Source organism: Microbacterium sp. S1037, from assembly GCF_048381605.1.
Taxonomy (GTDB): Bacteria; Actinomycetota; Actinomycetes; order Actinomycetales; family Microbacteriaceae; genus Microbacterium; species Microbacterium testaceum_B.
The window spans coordinates 252,732-272,661 of the sequence record NZ_JBLWIG010000001.1; the positions used below are offsets into that span (position 1 = coordinate 252,732).

Here is a 19,930-nt window from a genome sequence, read left to right on the forward strand (position 1 = left end):
CGTCGAGCAGTCAAGCAGCACCGACCGAACACGGGTTATTCGAGGTTGCACTTTGTTACACCGGCACCGCCGATCATGCGGCCGAAGTGGGCACTCGAGTCGAATCGGCGAGAGAATCGGATCATTCCGCCCACATCGCGCCGAGAGGAGGAGCCGTGACGCTCCTGACCGTCTGGAAAGAGACCGACCCGAGCACGCCCGTGCTCGAGACCACCGACGAGGCCGAGATCCGCGAAGCGCTTGCCGAGCTCGGCGCCCGCTTCTCGCGCTGGGAGATCCGCGACGTTCCCGCCGGCGCGTCGCAGGACGAGGTCCTCGCGCTGTACGCCGCTGAGATCGGTGAGGTCAAGGAGCGCGAGGGCTACACGCTCGTCGACGTCGTCGCCCTCGACCCCGCCCAGGACAACTACGACGAGGTCAAGACCCCCTCGCGTCAGAAGTTCCTCTCCGAGCACAAGCACGACGACGACGAAGACCGCTACTTCGCGAAGGGCGCGGGCGTGTTCTACCTGCACGCGAACGAGAAGGTGCACGCGGTGTACTGCGAGGCGGGCGACCTCATCTCGGTGCCGGCGAACACCACGCACTGGTTCGACATGGGCACCACGCCGCACTACGTGAGCGTGCGCTTCTTCCACGACGACGACGGCTGGGTCGGCCACTTCACCGGCAGCCCCATCGCCGAGTCGTTCGCGACCTTCGACCAGCTCGCGGAGCGCCGCGCGCAGCTCGCCTGACCCCGGTGCAGGCGACGGCCCGCCCCGGGGCCCCGCCGGCTCTCGGAAAAACGCCCGTTCCTCGCAGGTTTCCTCACGGATTCTGCGGGGAACGGGCGTTTCTGCACGCCCGGCCGTCGTGCGCCCCGGCATCCCCGGCGCCCCCGGCGCCCCGGCGCCCCGGTGCCCCCGGCACCCCGCACCCCCGGCGTCAGGCCATCACGCGCGAGCGAGCGAGATCGCGGCCCACGCGATGGGCGGCAGCGTGACGTGCAGGATGCCACCGTCCACCCGGGCGTCAACGGTTCCGGGCGTCACGCGCTCCGGCTCCTCGAGCGTGTTGCGCGCGTACGGGTCGTCGTCGTGGAGCAGGTGCGCCTCGGCGACCTCGACGTCGCCCAGTCCGCTGATGTCGATCGCGAGGTCGACGGCGCCTTCGCGACCGCGGTGCACGAGGAAGATCGCCGTCGCCCCGGTCTCGGCGTCATGGGTGGCGACGGCGTCCACCGCGGGGACCGTGCCGAACTTCTCGGTCTCGATGGTCGGCCCCTCGACCCGGAGACGCAGCGCGTCTCCCTGCGCGAGGCGCGAGGTGATCGCGAAGGGGAAGAACGTCGTCTGACGCCACGACGGTCCGCCCGGCTCGGTCATGATCGGGGCGATCACGTTGACGAGCTGGGCGAGGGAAGCGGATGCCACGCGGTCGGCGTGCTTGAGCAGCGAGATCATGAGGCTGCCGAAGACCACGGCATCCAGAGCCGAGTACACGTCCTCGAGCAGACGCGGGGCGACCGGCCAGTTGTCGACGCCGGTGATCTGGTCGACGTCGTGGAAGCGGGTCTGGTACCAGATGTTCCACTCGTCGAACGAGATGTCGATCTTCTTCGCGCTGCCGCGCACGGCGCCGACGTGGTCGGCGGTCGCGACGACGGCCTCGATGAAGCGGTCGGTGTCGATCGACGAGGCGAGGAACGAGTCGATGTCGCCGTCGTGCTCCTGGTAGTACGCGTGGCACGAGATCATGTCGACGTCGTCGTACGTGTGCTCCAGCACGACGCGCTCCCACTCGCCGAACGTCGGCATCGACGCCCCCGAGGAGCCGCACACCACGAGCTCGATCGAGGGGTCGAGTTGACGCATGCCCTTCGCGGTCTGCGAGGCGATCTTGCCGTAGTCGTCGGCGGAGCGGTGGCCGAGCTGCCAGGGACCGTCCATCTCGTTGCCGAGGCACCACACCTGCACGCCGAACGGCTCGGCGCGGCCGTTGTCGATGCGCTGCTGCGACAGCGTGGTACCCCCGGGGACGTTGCTGTACTCGAGCAGGTCGAGGGCCTCGAGGACGCCCCGGGTACCGAGGTTGACGGCGAGCATCAGGTCGCTGCCGGCCTTGTCGAGCCAGTCCGCGAACTCGTGGAGGCCGATCTCGTTCGTCTCGGTCGAGTGCCACGCGAGGTCGAGCCGGCGCGGGCGCTGCTCGCGCGGCCCGACGCTGTCTTCCCACCGGAAGCCCGAGACGAAGTTGCCGCCGGGGTAGCGGATCGTCGAGACCCCGAGCTCGCGCACGAGCTCGAGCACGTCGCGGCGGAAGCCCTGCTCGTCGGCCTGGGGGTGGCCGGGCTCGTAGATGCCGTCGTAGACGTGGCGGCCGAGGTGTTCGACGAAACCGCCGAACAGTCGACGACGGACGGCCCCGATCGGGAATCGGGCGTCGAGGGTCAGGCGGGCGGTGGTCATCGTGCTCCTCGGGATGCGTACTCAGCGAATCGGTCGGCGACGGGGTTGCGGCGGCGCGCGAGCCCGGTCTCGGTCTCCACGAGGTCGTGGAGTCCCATGGTCAGAAGGTGGGCGGACCGCGGCTCGTCGCTGTGCCGGTAGGTCCACTCGTACATGTCGAACAACGGCCACCAGGTGTAGCCGACGACGTCGAGGCCGTCGGCGCGAAGCCCCTGGACGGCGGCCACGGAATCGTCCAGCCACCGCAGGCGGGTCGCGACGTCGTCGGTCACGCAGGTCTCGGCGAGCATGACCGGGGCACCGTACCGGGCGGCGTAGGTGCGCAGCATCTCGGCCAGACCCTCAACGCCGTCGTCGCGCGTGGGCCGCGGGTCGGCGAAGCCCCCGGAGTGATGGATGCCGCTCTCGAACAGTTCCGTCGAGTGCCGCGGGTAGTAGTTGACGCCCATCACGTCGGGCTGCACGGCGTTCTCGGCGAACCACGCGAGCGTGTCGTCTGAGGTGCCGTGTGCACGCAGCAGGGGCAGGAGCGGGTGGTCCGTCCCCACCCCGCCGGTCACGAGGTCTTCGACGAGGAAGGCCTGGTGGCGGTAGCGCTCGGCGGTATCGCGGTGCTCGGGCGCATCGATGTCGCCGGCGTACCGCATCGACGCGTCGACGTGCACGAAGGTGGCTCGCTCACCGAGCACCTCGGCCACCGCACGCTGGGTCTCGACGAAGCCGCGGGCGATCGCGGTCGAGATCTCGACGAGTCCCGCGGGCCCCTGACGGTACGGAGGCCAGTACGCGTACTCACCGCTGAACAGCGAGTGGAGCATCGGCTCGTTGACCGGCGTGTAGTCGGTGGCGAGGTCGCGATACCGCTCCGCGGCGCGCGCCGCGTACTCGGCCACGAAGGATGCGTAGTCGGGGTGCGCGAACTCCCCCTCGATCCACGTCGGAGTGCCGTAGTGCAGCAGATCGACGATCGGACGGATGCCGCGAGCGGCGAAGCCGTCGAGCACCCGGTCGGTCCACGACCAGTCCCACCGGCCGCGCTCGGGAGACACGACGTGCCAGGGGATCCCCCAGCGCAAGAACTCGGCATCCACCGACGAGGCGAGATCGAGGTCGTCGCTCCATCGCTCGTAGTGCTCCGTGAGGGCGTACTCGTCGATCGCGCGCTCGCCCGGGCGCTCCTGCGGCACGAAGGTGTTCTCGATGCCGGCACCGAAGTGCAACCGGCCGTCGCGGTACCAGGGGGTCGTCGACATGGGGTTCTCTCTCATTTCAGTCCCGACGTTCCGACGCTCTCGACGAACCGCCGCTGGATCAGCAGGAACAGGATCGCCAGCGGCAACACCGCGATGAGCGAGCCCGCCATCATGACCCCCTGCGGGATGATGCCGCCGGGTCCGGTCAGCAGCGTCAGCCCGGAGGTCACCGTGCCCATCTCGGAGTCGGTCGTGAACACGAGCGGCCACAGCAGGTCGTTCCAGTTGTTGACGAAGGTGAAGATGCCGAGCGTGAGCAGCGCAGGCACCGCGTTGGGCAGGACGATGCTGCGGAAGATGCGCAGCTCGCTCGCCCCGTCGATGCGCGCCGCGTTGTCGAGATCGCGCGGAAGCGACAGGAAGAACTGCCGCAGGAAGAAGATGCCGAACGCGTCGGCCGCGCGCGGGGCGATGAGTCCCGCGTAGGAGTTGACCCACCCGAGGTCGGACACCAGCTGGTAGATCGGGATCAGCGTGGCCTGGAAGGGGATCATGAGACTCGCGATGATCGCGATCAGCAGCAGCCGACTGCCGCGGAAGTCGAGACGCGCCAGCGCGTACGCGGCGAGGGAGTCGAACACGAGCGCGAAGAGCGTCACCCCGCCCGCGAAGACGAAGCTGTTCGCGATCAGGCGCGCGAACGGCAGTTCGGTGAAGATCCGCGCGAAGTTGTCGAGCGTCCACTGACCGGGCAGGAGCGTCGGCGGGTAGGCGTTCACCTCGGCCACGGGCTTGAAAGCCGTGAACACGATGATGAGGATCGGCAGCATCAGCACGAGGGTCGCCGCGGCGACCACGATCAGCAGCGCCATCGAGACGAGGCGTCGACGACGCGCCTGCGGCGAGCGCCGCGGGGCAGAGACGCCGGATGCCGAGGCGAAAGGGGCGGGAGCGAGGGCGGTCATGCGGCATCCTTCTCTCGACGTGAGAAGAAGAGGAACTGGGTCAGGCTGAGCACGAGGGTGATGAGCAGCAGGACGTAGGAGAGCGCCGAGGCGAATCCGAGCTCGAGCTTGCGGAAGCCGGACTGGTAGATCTCCATGACGATCGTCTGGGTGGTGCCGTAGGGGCCGCCGCCGGTCATGACGTAGATCTGGTCGAAGGCCTGCAGTGCGGCGATCAGGGCGACGATCACGACGAAGCCCATCGTGTTGCCGAGCATCGGGAAGGTGATGCTGCGGAAGCGCTGCCAGGCGCTCGCTCCGTCGACGCGCGCGGCCTCGTACAGGCTCGTCGGGATGTCCTGGAGCCCGGCGAGGAAGATGACCATGTAGAAGCCGAAGCTCTTCCAGACCGCGACGAGGACGACGGCCGGCATGGCGAGAGTCGGATCTTGCAGGACGTTTCCGAGTTGGATGCCGAGACCCCGGAGCCAGTAGTTCAGCAGCCCGATCTGCGGGTCGAGCAGGTACGACCACGCGAAGGCGGCCACAGCGAGCGACACGATGAACGGGGTGAACAGCGCGGTGCGGAACAGGCCCCGCAGGGGCAGCAGCGGGTTGTTCAGCAGGAGGGCGAACGCGAGCGCCAGCGCGATCGCGATCGGGGTGAACAGCACCGCGTACAGGGCCGTGTTCCCCATCGCGCTCACGATGTCGGGGTCGGTGAACACCCGCGCGTAGTTCTCGAGGCCGACGAACTTCTCGCGTCCGAAGCCGCTGGCATCCGTGAACGACAGGCGCAGGGCCGAGACCATCGGCCACGCGACGAAGACCGTGAGGATCACGATGGCCGGGGTCAGGAAGGCGACCACGGTGAGGCGGTGGCGGGGGCTGTGCCGCAGGGGCCCGCGTCCGCCGATCGGTGCCGGCGGCCGGTAGGCCCCGCGCCGACGGGGCGGCGCGCTCGGGGCGTGAGTGGTCATGGTCGTCCTGTTCGAGAAGCGGGCGAAAGGGCACGGGAGGGGTGACGCGGGCACCCCTCCCGTGCGGTCGTCACTTGATGGCCTGCTGGATCTTGCTCTGGGCCGTCGAGAGGAGTTCGTCGACGTCGCCGCCCGCGACCGCTTTCTGCGTGAGCTCGTCGATGTCGGTGATGACGTCGACGCTGTTCACGACACCGGGCAGGAGCGCACGACCGGTCGGGGCGATCTCGCTGAGGGCGGCCACGACGGGGTTCGACTCCACCGCGCTGAGGGGGATGTCGGTGCGCAGGGGAGGCCATCCCGAGCCGAGCGACCACTGGGTCGCGACGTCCTTCTGGAAGAAGTAGGTGAAGAAGGCCTCGGCACCGGCACGCTGCTGGTCGTCGGCCGACTCCGTGATGCCCATCGCCACACCGATGGCCGAGGCGGCCTGCTCGGCGGGGCCGGCGGGGAGAGCGGCGATGCCGTAGTCGATGTTGTTCTCCTTGGCGATGGATGCCATCCACGGACCGCCGACGTGCATGGCGGCCTTGCCCGAGCTGAAGAGCTGGTCGGCGGCGATGCCGTCGAGACCGGTGGGCGAGATCTTGTCCTTGGTGATCGCGTCCGTCCAGTACTGGATCGTCTTGGCGTTCTCGGGCGAGTCGATGACCGCTTTGTCGCCGCCGTCGACGATCTGGCCACCGCCGCTGAGGAGGAGGCTCGGCCACAGACCGTTCGCGACGGTGGCGTGGTCGGGGATTGCGACGCCGTACTGCTCGGGAGTGCCGTCTCCGTTCTCGTCGACGGTGAGCTTCTTGGCATCCGCGACCCAGGCGTCCCACGTGGTGGGCGGCTCGGTGATGCCGGCGGCGGTGAAGAGCGCCTTGTTGTAGAACATCGCGAGGGGGACGAACCCGGTCGGCACGCCGTAGGGGGTGCCACCCACGGTCACCATGTCGACGGCCTGGGGAACGAGATCGGCCGTGTTGCTGTCGGCGGAGCCGTAGAAGTCGGTCAGGTCGGCGAACGCGCCGCGGTCGGCGTAGACGGGCATGCGCTCGGCCGGCATCGCGACGATCTGCGGGCCCTCCTTCGAGCTGAGCGCGGGCAGCAGGGTGTCGTCGATGACGGCCCAGGTCTTGGTCTCGGTCGTGATCTTGTACTGCTGCTGCGAGGCGTTGAAGTCGGCGACGATCTGGTCGAGGACCTTGCCGTCGGCCTCGGTGTAGCCGTGCCAGAACGTGATCTCGGTGGGGCCGTCGGACGCGGGGGCGGACGAACCGGAGCAACCTGCCAGGAGCAGGGCCGCGGCGCCGACCGTCGCGAGGACGGAGGTGGTGCGCTTCATCATCTTCGATGCCTTTCGTGTGACTGCGTCGTCTCATCGGCTCGGGTGCCGACCGTGGTGCACGTGCAATTTACAACGATGGAGGTAAACGTTGTAAATGGATGATCGCCCGCCCGTGACAGGTTGTCAAGCGCTGGCCCTCAGCGGGTCGTGGATTCGCGCTCGACCAGGCGGAAATCGACGAGGACCTCACGCGGCTCCTCGTCGGCGGCGTCGCCGGTGATGCGACGGACGAGCTGCTCCACGGCGACGCGCGCGATCTCGGAGCGTCCGGGATCGATCGTCGTCAGGGCCGGCAGCGAGTACCGCGTCTCGTCGAGATCGTCGAACCCGACGAGAGACACCTCGTCCGGGATGCGGATGCCGCGCTCGAGCATCACGCGCATGGCACCGAGCGCGATCGAGTCGTTGAAGGCGACGACTCCGTCGAACTCGAGGCCCGAGTCGAGCACCGCGCGCATGGCATCCGCCCCATCGACGCGATGCCAGCGGTCGACCGGCACCACGAGAGCGGGGTCGACGGCGACCCCCGCCTCGTCGAGAGCAGCCTCGTAGCCGCGGAGGCGAAGCCCCGCGGAACCCACGATCTCGCCCGGGTGAGACCCGAGCGCGATCACCCGGCGACGACCGGAGGCGAGCAGGTGGGCGGTGGCCTCGCGTGCCGCCTCGGTGTTGCGCATGGTCACGTGGTCGTGGGCGGAATGGAAGATCCGCTCCCCCAACAGCACCATGGGCATGCCGACCTCGTCGAGCAGGGGAGCGTCGTCTTCACCGAGCGAGAGCACCGAGTAGAGCACTCCGTCGAGCCCCCGTCGGCGCGCTCCCCGCAGCGCCGCCAGCTCGCTGTCGCGATCGGCGTCGAACTGCTCGATGAGCACCGAGAACCCGTGCGCGCGGGCCGCCCGCATGACGTCGTCGGCGAGCTCGGCGAAGTAGGGATTGCGCAGATCCGGGACGATGAGCCCGATCATGTCGGTGCGACCCGAGCGCAGACTCCGCGCCGCCTGGTTCGGGCGGTACTGGAGCTCGTCGATCGCCGCTTCGACCCGCTCGCGCGTGGCGTCGCGCACGTGCGGATAGTTGTTGATCACGTTCGAGACCGTCTTGATCGACACCCCGGCCGCGCGGGCCACGTCGTGCAGCGTCGCCGTCATGGCATCCCCCTCGTTCTGGTCGAGACTCTACAACGTTGCACACGGAAGTCTTGACGACGGAGCGCGCGGCCATTTACGGTCGTCCCGTCTCTACAACGTTGTAGTAGCGGTGCCGAGACTCCATCCGCACCGAGCGGGTCGTCGCGCCGACGCGGGCGTGCACCGGCAACCTCCTCCCATCCTCAGGAGCACAGAACATGCCACATCCCTCCCCCCTCGCGCGACGACGATCGCGCCTTCTCACCGCCGCCCTCACAGCGGCCGTCCTGGCCATCGGCGGGATCGCCGCCGCCGCGCCCGCCTCGGCCGTGACCACCGGCAATGGCGCCGTCGTCTATTCGCCGCCGGCGGGATCGTCCTTCAACCCCGAGGGCGGCACCCCGGCCGGCACCACCTACGCGAAGATCGTCGTCCTGAAGAACAGTGGGTCCGGTAACGGCACGCAGCTCGTCACCTTCGACAAGCTCGTCCTCCAGAACGGCCGACAGGTCTACCCGATCTACCGGAGCACCGACGACGGATCGACGTGGACGAAGATCACCGACGTCGATCCCAGCAGCACGTTCCCCGGGTACACCCGCACGGCGCAGCCGTTCCTCTACGAACTCCCCCAGGCCTCGGGCTCCCTCCCCGCGGGCACCCTCCTGCTGACCGGCATGATCATGCCGGAGGACCGCTCGAGCAGCCGCCTCGTCGTCTACAAGAGCGCGGATCGCGGGGCGACCTGGTCGTTCCTCAGCACGATCGACTCCGGCGGTCCGGCCGTCTACGACCCCAGCCCGTCGTCGACGACGACCACGATCTGGGAACCCTCCCTGGCGATCGACGGCGGCGGGGGTCTCGTGGCGTACTACTCCGACGAGCGGCAGAAGGCGTCCGGCGTCCTGCAGGCCGTGTCGTATCGCCGCTCCACCGACGGCGGGCAGACCTGGGGCGCCCTGGCCAACGTGTCGGCGCCGCCCAACCAGAGCGATCGCCCGGGCATGATCACCGTCGCCAAGCTTCCCGACGGTCGCTACCTCGCGACCTTCGAGGTCGTCAACCGCCCGAGCCAGTCGCAGAACACCGCACCGGTCTACTTCAAGATCTCCGCCGACGGCCTGAACTGGGGCGACACCACCACCATCGGCACCCCGATCCGCCTCGCGGACGGGCGCGGGATCGGCTCGTCACCGTACGTGAAGTGGGTGCCCGGCGGGGGGCCGAAGGGCATGGTCATCGTGGCATCCAAGTGGTCGCTGACCTCCGCGGGAGCCATCGACGGCGGACAGAACCTGTACGTCAACTACAACCTGGGCGCGGGCGCCTGGGAGCGTCTGCCGATGCCTGTCACCTACGACGCGAGTGACACCCAGGGCGGCAACTTCAGCGGTTTCGCGCAGGGTCTCGACGTCGGAACCGACGGCCGCACCCTCTATCAGGCGACGAACGTCGAGAACACCGCCACCGGGCTGAACGACATCCGCGTCGGGTCGATCCCGGTGGACGCCCAGCAGTACGAAGCCGAGAAGGCGACGATCACGGATGCCACCATCGTCACGCACGCGCAGGCGTCGAACGGCCGCAAGGTCGGCAACATCAACAACGCCGGAAGCGCGGTGCAGTTCACGGTCCGTGTCCCCGCCGCCGGTCAGTACACGCTGAATGTCCGCTACGACAACGGCAGCGGAAGCACCTCGAGCCACGGGGTCAGCGTGAACGGCGGGACGAGCTCGACGATCTCGTATCCCGCGACCGTCGACTGGGGCCGCTACGCGTGGGCGCAGAAGACCGTGACCCTCACCGCGGGGACCAACACCATCCGCTTCACCAAGGGGACGGGCTTCGCCGAGTTGGACACGCTGCACCTCTGGCGTTCCGGCACGCTGGACCCGCAGTTCCAGATCGTCAACCGCAACAGCGGGAAACTGCTCGAGGTCGCGTCGGCCTCGCTCGCCGACGGTGCGACCGTGGGCCAGTGGGGTCCGACCGAAAACGCGACGCAGCGGTGGACATTGCGTCCCACGGGGTCGGCCACGCAGATCGTGAACGTCAACAGCGGCAAGCTGCTCGAGATCCCCGGCGCCGCGACCACGGACGGCGTCGACGCCGCGCAGTGGGGTCCCACCGGCAACGCCACGCAGAACTGGAACGCCGCGACCAGTGGTGGGTGGTGGACCTTCACCAACGCGAACAGCGGGAAACTCCTCGAGATCGACGGCTGTTCGACCGCCGACGGCGCGGTGGCGCAACAGTGGACGGCGAACGGCCTCGCCTGCCAGCAGTGGCGCTTGGTGCGCGAGGGCATTCAGTAACCCGGCGCTCGCTCGGCGTGCGCGGTGTCGCATGCCGAGCGGGCATCCACGCCATGGACCCTCCGGGGTCGAGTGTCCGAAACACCCGGACCCCTCGAGAAATGGTCCGGGTGTTCTGGACACTCGAAGGACGCTCGAGGCAGAATCACGCGGGTCCGAGCGACCCCGGACGATGCCGCGGGGCGCAGTCCGGCGAGGCATCGTCGGCGCCGGTGGGCGCCAGCGGCGTCAGATGACCTCGGCGCTCCACGCGTCGCGGTGGCCGAAGCGCAGGGCGGCGATCGACACCGCCTGCTCGCGGAGGAACGGCAGCAGCTCGAGACGTCCGGCGGTGGTCACCTCGTCGGCGTACACCGTCAGCGACACGTCGCCCTCGACCGTCTCGGCCACGGCGTCGCGCAACGCCGCCGTCGTCGCGGCGGGCCCCACCAGGCGCACGCGCGTCGGGCGCGGCGCCACGAAGGCGGGCTCGTCGGCGGCGTCCGGGACCCCGGATTCCTCATCCCCCTCGGCGGTCTCGGCATCCGGGATGCCACCCGCCAACCGCTGCAACCACTCCGCGTCGCTCTCGACCGACACCGCGACACCGGCGTCTCCGAGGAGGTGCCGGACCGCTGCCGGAAGGCCCACCGGAGAACTCAGGCTGAACGTCGAGCCCGAGCGCACCGCCGCGACCAGCACGCGCAGCACCGACTGCCAGGCGGCGTCAGCGGTTGCGCGCACCGCGACGTCGGCGGGGCGGTAGCGCCAGAGGTTGCGCTCGACGCCGAGACGCGAGACGTCCTTCACGCGGCCGAACTCGCGGTCCCAGGCGACGGCGTCCGAGAGCGCCCCGCGCCGCAGCCAGTCGAACGCCTCGTACGACAGGGTCGGCTGCGCGGCCTCGATCAACGCGGTGATGCGGCTGTCGAGCCCCCGCAGGTGCAGCGTCGACGACGACGCTCCGCCCGACGACGGCCGCCAGGAGCCGAGGGTAACCAGGCGGTTCGGGCCCCCCGACATCGCCCCGCCGCCGACGGCCGCCTCGCCCCACCCGCCGACGGGCTCGCGCTGCACGACTGCCCCCGTCGTGGGCCGGTTGACGCGCAGGACCGCGGCCTCCGCACGGTCGAGCCAGTCCTCCAAGTCGGCCGCGTCACGGGTATGGAGCCCGGCGACGTAGCCCGAACCGATCGCGTTCTGCAGGTCGATCGCGCGGGTCAGCGTCGGCGCGTGCAGGATGCCGAGCACCGGCGCCGCGACCGCCGCCCGGGTCAGGTGCGACCCGGCGCTGACACCCGTGCGCACTCCCGGAGTCCAGAAGCGACCGGCCATGTCGGGTCCGAGGTCGAGCTCGCGCGGCTGGACGAGCCAGCGCTCCCCCTCCGCGAGCACGGTGAGAGCGCGCCTCACCTCGCCCGCGGGTTCCTCGACGAGGGGGCCCACGTCGGACAGCGGGTCGTCGGCGGGTCCGACCCGGAGCGAGGTCACGGCATCCTTCAGCTGATCGAGGAAGCGCGACGAGCGCGCAACGGCTCCCACGAGGATCACGAGGGACGCCGCCGTGGCCGACTGCCCGGCGCGCGCGAACGCACCCTCGACGATGTCGGCGACGGCCTCGTCGATGTCGGCCGAGGGGGCGACGATCACGGCGTTGCGGCCGGCGGTGAACCCTTGGAGCGGCAGCGACGGGCGCCACTCGGCGAAGCGCTCCGCGGTGGTGCGCGCTCCCGCGAGCAGCACGCGGTCGACGCCGGGGTGCACGATCAGCGCGCGCCCCGAGGCCTCCTCGTTGAGGTCGGCGTAGGTCAGGAGGTCACGCGGAACCCCGGCGGCCCAGAGGGCCTCGGCGACGACCGCGCCCGCGCGTCGCGCGCGCGGCGACGGCGTGAGCAGGACGCCCGAGCCCGCCGCGAGCGCCGCGAGCGTCTCGGCGGCGCACAGCCCGACGGGCGCGTTCCAGCGCGGCGCGACGACGGTGACCCGGTCGGGGACGAACACGGCGCCCGCGACGCGGTCGAGCTCTTTGGCGGTGACGGCGTAGTACGCGGCCGCGTCGACCGCCTGGCTCACCTCGATGTCGGCCTCGTCGACGAGAACGCCCGCCTCGGAGGCGAGCACCTCGATGAGCTCGGCGCGGCGGTCTTCCAGCGCGCGCGCCGCGGACTGCAGCACCGTCGCCCGGTCGGCCGCAGCAAGCGCGCCCCATGGCTCCGCGGCCTCGCGCACCCGCGCCAGCGCCGCATCGAGACCGGCTTCATCGTCGATGCGGCCCGCGGCGGCGGTCGCGTCCCCGGCGGTCGACCCGCTCGCCCGGCTGATCGCGGCGAGCGCCCAGGCGCGGTCCTCCGCCACTCCGGGGTCGGTGTCGGCGACGTTGCGGAAACCGGGTGCACCGCCCGCCACCTCGGGACTCTCGCGCACCGAGAACACAGCGGTGTCGACGAACGCCTGCCCTCCGAAGAGCATCTGCTGCACGTCGGGGCCGAGGGCGGACGTGTCTCCGGATGCCGCGGCCTCCCGCGCGATCCCGAGCACCGCCTGTGTGAGACCCGCGTCGGCCGCGTCGGCGTCGGCGGGGTCGCGCAGGATCGCCGGGTCGGTCACCACGCTCCGCTGAGCGACGCGGCCGGTCGGCGCGGGACCCTCCGCGGCGGAGACCGCGCGATGGGCGCGCGCCGCGACGGCCGCGGTCTCGGGCGCGAAGAGGCCGCCCTCGAGGTCGTCGAGCGGCATCGTGTCCTGGGCGGCGTCGGCGTCCTCGGGCTCCCCCGGCCCCGGCGACGCGACGGGCAGGTCCGGCGACGCGGCGACGGCATCGGCGTATGCGGCCGTGAGCCGCGCCGCGACGATGTCGAGATCGTCGGGGTGCACGGCGGCGACCGTCACGACGAACGAGTCGTCCGGCGTCCACGACGCACCCGCCGGCACGGCCAGGGTCAGCGCGGCGTCGGTGTCGTCGGCGACCGCGAGGGCGAGGGCGGCTCGTTCGGGGTCACCGGTCGCGAACTCGACCGCGAGTCCTTCGCGTCCGCGAGTACTGAACGCCTCGCGCAGGGCGCGCACGGCCTGGGCGTCGATGTCGTCGCGCCGGGTGATGGCGGGGGCGACCCACCCGTGGCGCGCCGAGGTCAGGGCATCCGCGGTGTGCAGCGGCGCATCGTCCAGGCGGACCGTCAGCCGGGCGCCCCCGTCGTCGGCACGCTGGCGTGCCCACGCGGCAAGCTCGCGCACGGCGTCGACGCTCTCGACCACGGCGATCGGCAGAGCGATCCCGGCGGGGGTCTCGCGCAGGCGGGGCTCCTCGAGCACGCGGGTGAGGACGGCGACCGTCCGGTCGAGGTCGTCGCGCCCCTCCACCGCGAGCGTGAGGTGCGTGGCGTGCTCGGCGGCGGCGAGGAAGAGCGGCAACAGCCGCTCGGCGGCGGCATCGACGTCGGCGTCGAACGCCCACCGCGACGCTCCGCCCGTCGCATCGGCGACCGAGAGCGTCACCCGGTCGACGTCGTCACGGCTCACCAGGGCCCGGATGCCGTCGACCCGCCGTCGCGCGGCGGACTCGCCGAGCACCGCAGGACCGACCAGCCGCACGTCGGTCGTGCCCCCGTGCGCACCGAACGCCGCGAGGGCTGCGCCCAGCCGCTCGGGCCGCGCGTCGACGGTCAGACCGGCGATCAGATCGCGCAGCGCGCGTCGCGCGAGCGGGACGACCGGGGCCGGCATCACCGGCGCAACGGCACCGCCGAACTGCAGAGCGCCGCGCGCGAACCAGGGCAGACTCGCCGGAACCTCGCCCGCGAGCCGGTGCAGGGCGGCCGCGGCCGCGGTCGCCCCCTCCGGGCGGAGCACGCCGTCGGCCGCGGCCGCGACGAAGGCGGCGACGGCGGGGTCGGGCGACTCGCGTTGCGCGGTCGAGAACGCGGCCACCCGGGCGGCGGCCCGCACGGGAACGGCCGAGGAGAGCGTGAATCCGGTCGCGCGCGGGTCTTCGATGCTCATGTCGGTCAGCCTAGGCATCGCGCGCGTGGCATCCCGGCGGCCCGCCGCGCAAGCTGCGGATCGGCTCGGGTTCCTGCGAACGAATGTTTTTGCACTCAGAACAAGAAATTCCAGGAACTTCTTCGCTTTTCGTCTCGATCATGTTTGTATGGCGGTGGGTACCCAGCCATTTATCCCCCTGGATGGAAGGTCACTCTCCGTGAACCGCATATCGCTGAACCGCATATCGAAAGCGGTCGTGGGCGCCACTGCCCTCGGCCTGTTCCTCACCTCCGCCGCTGCAAATCCGGCTTTCGCCGCCTCGCCGACGCCCGACGCCGCGATCGACGGCGTCGATGCGCACCTGCTCGACGCCATGGCATCCGAGCTCGGCACCGATGTCACCGGCGCCGCCGACGTCCTGCGTTTTCAGGCCGACGCGGCGACCACGACGACCGAGATCGCGTCGGTCGCGGGCGACGCGTTCGCCGGCACGTGGCTCGACGAGTCGACGCGCACCGTCTACGCGGCGGCCACGACCGACGACGCACGGGCGGCCGCGGCCGGCGCCGGCGCGGTGCCCATCGCCGCGGCGCACTCTCTCGACGACCTCGAGGGCATCGCCGCGCGTATCGAGGCGAGCGATGTCCCCGACGTGGTCCCCTCGTGGTGGATCGACGTCGAAAACAACGACGTGGTCGTCGACGTGCTGCCCGGCGGTGCCGACGTGGCGAGCGACTTCGTCGCGACCCTCGGGGCGCCGGCCGACGCGGTCCGCCTGCAGACCGACGTCGAGGCCCCCGAAACCTTCGCGACCATTCGCGGCGGAATCGCCTACAACATCAACAACCAAAGTCGCTGCTCGGTCGGTTTCGCCGTGCAGGGCGGTTTCGTCACCGCCGGACACTGCGGTGACGTCGGCGACAGCACCACGTACGGCACCTTCCAGGGGTCGTCGTTCCCGGGCAATGACTACGCCTGGGTCGCGACGCCGAACCACACTCCCGTGGGCGAGGTGTCGGACTACGCCGGCGGCGCAGTCGCGGTGAAGGGTTCGACGCCCGCCGCGGTCGGCGCGACCGTGTGCCGTTCGGGTTCGACCACGGGCTGGCACTGCGGTCAGATCCAGGCCTACAACTCCACGGTTCGCTACGCCGAGGGGTCGGTCTCGGGCCTCATCCGCACGAGCGTGTGCGCCGAACCCGGCGACTCCGGCGGCTCGCTGCTCGCCGGCAACCAGGCGCAGGGCGTGACCTCGGGCGGGTCGGGCGACTGCTCCTCGGGCGGAACCACGTACTTCCAGCCGGTGAACGAGATCCTGCAGACGTACGGTCTGAGCCTGCTCACCAGCTGACCGCGCTGAGGAGCTGACCTCGGATACGGGAGCCCCGGCCGCGACACGCGGTCGGGGCTCCTGCCGTCGCCGCCCGCGCCGGATTCCGCGGGCGGAGGACTCGGAGCGCCGTCTCGTCTCCCGTCCCCGCGACTCCTGACGTCACGGCGACATCGCGACCACGCCACGTTCGCTACTGTCGGTGCAGCCCCCTCACCGTTGGAGTTCCCGCATGGCCCAGACCTTCACCGACATGCCCCTCGAGCTGCTGCGCGAGTACCGCCCGGCGCTCACCGCACCCGACGACCTCGACGCCTTCTGGGACGAGACCCTCGCCGAGGCCCGGGATGCCGCCCGCCCGGCCGTCCTGACCCCGGTCGACGGTCCGCTGCGAGCGCTGTCCGTGCAGGACCTCACGTTCACGGGCTTCGGCGGAGATGCCATCCGCGGCTGGGTCGTCCGCCCCCACGGGGACGAGGTGCTCCCCGCGGTCGTCGAGTTCATCGGCTACGGCGGCGGCCGGGGTCTCGCCGGAGAGAAGAACCAGTGGGCGGCCGCGGGGTACGTGCACGTCATCATGGACACGCGCGGCCAGGGATCGACGTGGAGCGTCGGCGAGACGCCCGACCCGCACGGCTCCGCCGCCGCCTTCCCGGGCGTCATGACCCGCGGCATCCTGGATCCCCGCGACTACTACTACCGCCGCCTGTACACGGATGCCGCGCGGCTCGTCGACGAGGTCCGCGCGCTGCCCGGGGTCGACCCGACGCGCATCGCCGTCACCGGCGGCAGCCAGGGCGGCGGGCTCGCGATCGCCGCGGCCGCCCTCTCCGGAGACAAGGTCGCCGCCGTCATGCCCGACGTGCCGTTCCTGTGCGACTTCCCGAACGCGATCGTGCGCACGCCGTCGGCCCCGTTCACCGAGATCACCCGTTTCCTCGCGATCCACCGCGATGCGGCTGCGAGCGTGCTGCGAACCCTGTCGTACGTCGACGGCGCGATCCTCGCCCGGCGGATCCAGGCACCCGCGCTCTTCTCGGTGGCGCTCATGGACGACGTCGTGCTGCCGTCGGGGGTGTTCGCGGCGTTCCACGCGCTGGCATCCGAGGATGCCGCGCTCGAGGAGTACACCTACAACGGCCACGAGGGCGGCGGCTACCGGCACTGGATGCGGCAGGTCGCCTGGCTCGACGCGCGCTTCGGACGCTGATCAGGCCCGCCGGGGCGTGAAGAGCGGAGGACGAGGGACGGGCGGAGGACGACCGCGGCGGATCGCTCCTCCGCTCGTCCCTGCACCGCCGCTCGCCACACGACCGCACCAGCGCCCCGCCGCGGGACGCCACCCCGGTCAGCCCCGCACCCTCACTCCCAGACGCTGGGCGCGGGCCGCTTCGTCGAGGGCAGCGCCGAGCCGTCGGCCCAGTCGTGCACCCACTGCTCGATGTCGGGCAGCCCCTCGGGGCGGCCCACCGCGGCGAAGAGCTCGTCGTGCGGAACGGTTCCGCCGGCGCGGCGGAGGATCCGCGCGCGGATGATCGCGCGGGCGTAGATCTCGCCCCCGACCAGCGCACGGTGCTCGAGGTACACCGCCCGGTCGTCGTGCCCGATCATGCGCGTCTCGAGGTCGAAGCGCTGCCACAGCTCGAGCGAGCGACGGAACGTGATGGTCTCGGCCGCCACGACGGCGTACCACCCCTGCTTCGTCATGGCCGCCATGAGACCGGCGCGAGTGAGCAGATCCCACCGGCCCAGGTCGAACAGCGACAGGTATCGACCGTTGTTGAGGTGCCGCAGCAGGTCGATGTCGGTGGGCAGCACCCGGATCCGGATGCGGGTCACCGTGTTCGGGTCGATGGCCCCCTCGCGGCGGAGGCGACGGCGTGCGCGGAAGAGGACCAGCAGGGTCCGCCAGAGGACGTTCACGAGGGGCGAGCGTATCGATCCCACGACGGATCGGCGATTCCCTTGTGGTCAGCCCACAAGCGCACGGTCCTCGTCTTGTGCGCGGGCGTCCGGTTCCCGCGGCGGGTACACCCACGTCACGAGGACGACCGACACGATCATCAGCAGGAACCACGACGTGAGCTTCGACGCGTCGACCGGATGCCATCCCCCGACCTGCGACGGGTACAACCACGCGCCGGCGTAGGTCGCGATGTTCTCGGCGAGCCAGATGAACACCGCCACTCCCACGAACGCCAGGAGGATCGGCATCCGGAATCGTCCGCGGAAGAAGCGGAAGTGCATCACGGTACGGCCCCAGAGCACCAGCACCGCCACGATCAGCACCCATCGCAGGTCGATGATCCAGTGGTGCGTGAAGAAGTTGAGGTAGATCAGCGCCGCGACGACCGCGGTGAGCCACTGGCGCGGGTACCGGGTGAAGCGCAGGTCGAACAGGCGATACACGCGCACCATGTAGCTGCCGACCGCGGCATACATGAAGCCGCTGTAGAGCGGTACGCCGCCGAGGCGCAGCACCCCGTCGGCGGCGTACATCCAGGAGCCGACGTCGGTCTTGAACAGCTCCATCACGGTGCCGACGATGTGGAAGGTGACGATCACGCGCAGCTCGCGCAGGGTCTCGAGGCGTCCGACCACCATCACCACCTGGATCGCGACGGCCGCGATCGTGAGCGCGTCGTTCCGCGCGAGCGGGGCGTCGTCGGGGTACCAGAGCTTCGCGGCGAGAACGACCGCGAGGAACGCGGCCCCGAAGACGCACGCCCACGCCTGCTTGAGGACGAACACCGCGAACTCGACCACTCGCGCCCGGGCACCCGAGGCCGGAGCGCTGGCGAGGAGGCGGTTCGCGAGGGCATCGAGACGCGCCTCGACGGAGGTCAACCGGGGGCGTTCCGACACGGCGGTCATGCTGGCACGCGTGGCTGGCAAAGTGCCCTTTTACCGCATCCTCCCCCGCGCGGCCGCCGATTTCCCCCTGGCGAAAGCCCCGCGTAGAGTCACGCCATGACCACCGAAACCCGAACCGACACCGTCGTCCGTCCGGTGCGCGACGTGGATGCCGAGGCCCTCGGCCGCGTGCACGCCACCTGCTGGCACGAGACCTACGATCACCTGATCAGCGAGGCCGCCCTCAAGGCCGTCTCCCCCCGCCGCATGGCGGAGCTCTGGACACACTGGGCCTCCCAGGGCGAGGACTACCGCATGCACGCCGCTCTCGTCGACGGCGAGATCGTCGGCTTCGTCGGCTCGGGCCCGGCCCGCGACGATGACGCTCCGCGCGAGCGCGAGCTGTACTTCATCTACCTGCTCGACGCCTTCCACGGCACGGGCATCGGGCAGCAGCTCTTCGATGCCGCGATCCACGACGGCGAAGGCGCCTACCTCTGGGTCGCGGAGGACAACCCCCGCGCGCACCGCTTCTACACGCGCAACGGCTTCGCCCTCGACGGTGCGTCCCACGTCGAGCCCTTCCTCGGTGAGGAACTCACCGAGGTGCGCTTCGTCCGCTGACGTGCTGCAGGTCTGGGCCCTCGACGGCATCCGTGAGATCACCCCGGGGGACGACCTCGTCCGGGTGATCCTGGATGCCGTCGACGCGGCGCCGGGAGCCGACACGGCGCTGCAAGACGGTGACATCGTCGTCGTGACCAGCAAGATCGTGTCGAAGGCCGAGGGCCGGATCATCCGGGCCGACGACCGCGAGGACGCCATCACCCGGGAGACCGTGCGGCTCGTGGCATCCCGGACCTCCCCGACCGGACACGTGACGCGCATCGTCGAGAACCCCCTCGGAATCGTCTCGGCCGCCGCGGGCGTCGACGCCAGCAACACTCCCGAGGGCACGGTCCTCCTCCTGCCGGTCGACCCCGACGCGTCGGCCCGGCGCATCGCCGAGGGCCTGCGCTCCGTCGCCCGAGTGGGCGTGATCATCACCGACACCCTCGGTCGCGCGTGGCGCGAGGGCCAGACGGACCACGCGATCGGGGCCGGCGGCATCCACGTGTTCGAAGACCTCCGCGGGACGACGGATGCCGAGGGCCGCCCCCTCGTCGTGACCCAGCCGTGCGTGGCCGACGAGATCGCCGCGGCCACCGACCTCGTCAAGGGCAAGGCGTCGCGCCGCCCCGTCGCGATCGTGCGGGGACGCGGAGACCTCGTGGGCGATCTCGACCTGCCCGGGGCGCGCTCGATCGTGCGGAATCCCGAGCGCGACATGTTCCGCCAGGGCGCTGACGAAGCGTACGCCGAGGGCTTCGCGGCGGGTCGCGCGGCGCGCGCCTGACACCGTTCTCCCTCGCCCCCCTCGTCCCACTTCTGTGGGGTGCGTG

General features: G+C 70.8%; 15 protein-coding genes. 6 read left to right on the top strand and 9 right to left on the bottom strand.

Translation table 11 applies throughout. The annotated features are described in order from the left end of the window. The first annotated feature begins 155 nt into the window (after nt 1–155). Nucleotides 156–737 (top strand): 1,2-dihydroxy-3-keto-5-methylthiopentene dioxygenase, encoded by a 582-nt coding sequence (locus ACMW4R_RS01055; protein WP_418298894.1) that lies wholly within the window; start codon nt 156–158, stop codon nt 735–737. A gap of 198 nt (nt 738–935) precedes the next feature. Here ACMW4R_RS01055 and ACMW4R_RS01060 read toward each other — a convergent pair whose 3' ends face one another. The 6 genes from ACMW4R_RS01060 to ACMW4R_RS01085 all read right to left on the bottom strand — a co-directional run bounded on the left by ACMW4R_RS01060 (nt 936) and on the right by ACMW4R_RS01085 (nt 8,051). After that, complete coding sequence (locus tag ACMW4R_RS01060) at nt 936–2,450, bottom strand: alpha-N-arabinofuranosidase (RefSeq protein WP_418298895.1); 1,515 nt, start codon at nt 2,448–2,450, stop codon at nt 936–938. After that, the gene (locus ACMW4R_RS01065; protein ID WP_418298896.1) at nt 2,447–3,703 is read right to left on the bottom strand and encodes a family 1 glycosylhydrolase; all 1,257 of its coding nucleotides are present in this window, start codon (nt 3,701–3,703) and stop codon (nt 2,447–2,449) included. The genes ACMW4R_RS01060 and ACMW4R_RS01065 overlap by 4 nt, the downstream gene beginning before the upstream one ends. Before the next feature lie 11 nt (nt 3,704–3,714). Then, nucleotides 3,715–4,608: a carbohydrate ABC transporter permease gene (locus ACMW4R_RS01070; protein ID WP_418298897.1), complete on the bottom strand. Its 894-nt coding sequence runs from the start codon at nt 4,606–4,608 to the stop codon at nt 3,715–3,717. Continuing rightward, a complete protein-coding gene (locus tag ACMW4R_RS01075; RefSeq protein ID WP_058595739.1) occupies nt 4,605–5,567 on the bottom strand; it encodes a carbohydrate ABC transporter permease in 963 nt (320 codons plus the stop codon). The genes ACMW4R_RS01070 and ACMW4R_RS01075 overlap by 4 nt, the downstream gene beginning before the upstream one ends. A 70-nt stretch (nt 5,568–5,637) precedes the next feature. Then, complete coding sequence (locus ACMW4R_RS01080; RefSeq protein WP_241490558.1) at nt 5,638–6,900, bottom strand: ABC transporter substrate-binding protein; 1,263 nt, start codon at nt 6,898–6,900, stop codon at nt 5,638–5,640. 137 nt (nt 6,901–7,037) lie between these two features. Continuing rightward, on the bottom strand, nt 7,038–8,051 hold the full coding sequence (locus ACMW4R_RS01085) for a LacI family DNA-binding transcriptional regulator (protein WP_058627657.1): 1,014 nt from the start codon (nt 8,049–8,051) through the stop codon (nt 7,038–7,040). A gap of 197 nt (nt 8,052–8,248) precedes the next feature. Here ACMW4R_RS01085 and ACMW4R_RS01090 point away from each other — a divergent pair, with 197 nt between their 5' ends. Then, nucleotides 8,249–10,345: an RICIN domain-containing protein gene (locus ACMW4R_RS01090; RefSeq protein WP_418298898.1), complete on the top strand. Its 2,097-nt coding sequence runs from the start codon at nt 8,249–8,251 to the stop codon at nt 10,343–10,345. Between the two features lie 228 nt (nt 10,346–10,573). Here ACMW4R_RS01090 and ACMW4R_RS01095 read toward each other — a convergent pair whose 3' ends face one another. Continuing rightward, nucleotides 10,574–14,323: a proline dehydrogenase family protein gene (locus ACMW4R_RS01095; RefSeq protein WP_418298899.1), complete on the bottom strand. Its 3,750-nt coding sequence runs from the start codon at nt 14,321–14,323 to the stop codon at nt 10,574–10,576. 238 nt (nt 14,324–14,561) lie between these two features. Here ACMW4R_RS01095 and ACMW4R_RS01100 point away from each other — a divergent pair, with 238 nt between their 5' ends. Both ACMW4R_RS01100 and ACMW4R_RS01105 read left to right on the top strand, forming a co-directional pair. Beyond that, nucleotides 14,562–15,656 carry a S1 family peptidase gene (locus ACMW4R_RS01100; RefSeq protein WP_058597708.1) on the top strand — a complete coding sequence of 365 codons (1,095 nt, stop codon included), beginning with the start codon at nt 14,562–14,564 and terminating at the stop codon, nt 15,654–15,656. Between the two features lie 211 nt (nt 15,657–15,867). After that, nucleotides 15,868–16,845 carry an acetylxylan esterase gene (locus ACMW4R_RS01105; protein ID WP_418298900.1) on the top strand — a complete coding sequence of 326 codons (978 nt, stop codon included), beginning with the start codon at nt 15,868–15,870 and terminating at the stop codon, nt 16,843–16,845. 152 nt (nt 16,846–16,997) lie between these two features. On the opposite strand, the gene ACMW4R_RS01110 is transcribed toward ACMW4R_RS01105, so the two are convergent. Both ACMW4R_RS01110 and ACMW4R_RS01115 read right to left on the bottom strand, forming a co-directional pair. After that, nucleotides 16,998–17,558: an acyl-CoA thioesterase gene (locus tag ACMW4R_RS01110; protein WP_058629998.1), complete on the bottom strand. Its 561-nt coding sequence runs from the start codon at nt 17,556–17,558 to the stop codon at nt 16,998–17,000. Between the two features lie 48 nt (nt 17,559–17,606). Next, nucleotides 17,607–18,509 (bottom strand): DUF817 domain-containing protein, encoded by a 903-nt coding sequence (locus tag ACMW4R_RS01115; RefSeq protein ID WP_418298901.1) that lies wholly within the window; start codon nt 18,507–18,509, stop codon nt 17,607–17,609. A 96-nt stretch (nt 18,510–18,605) separates the two neighbouring features. Here ACMW4R_RS01115 and ACMW4R_RS01120 point away from each other — a divergent pair, with 96 nt between their 5' ends. Beyond that, complete coding sequence (locus ACMW4R_RS01120; protein ID WP_418298902.1) at nt 18,606–19,112, top strand: N-acetyltransferase family protein; 507 nt, start codon at nt 18,606–18,608, stop codon at nt 19,110–19,112. 1 nt (nt 19,113) lies between these two features. Further along, the gene (gene cofE / locus ACMW4R_RS01125) at nt 19,114–19,884 is read left to right on the top strand and encodes a coenzyme F420-0:L-glutamate ligase (protein ID WP_058597713.1); all 771 of its coding nucleotides are present in this window, start codon (nt 19,114–19,116) and stop codon (nt 19,882–19,884) included. Nucleotides 19,885–19,930 lie beyond the last annotated feature (46 nt).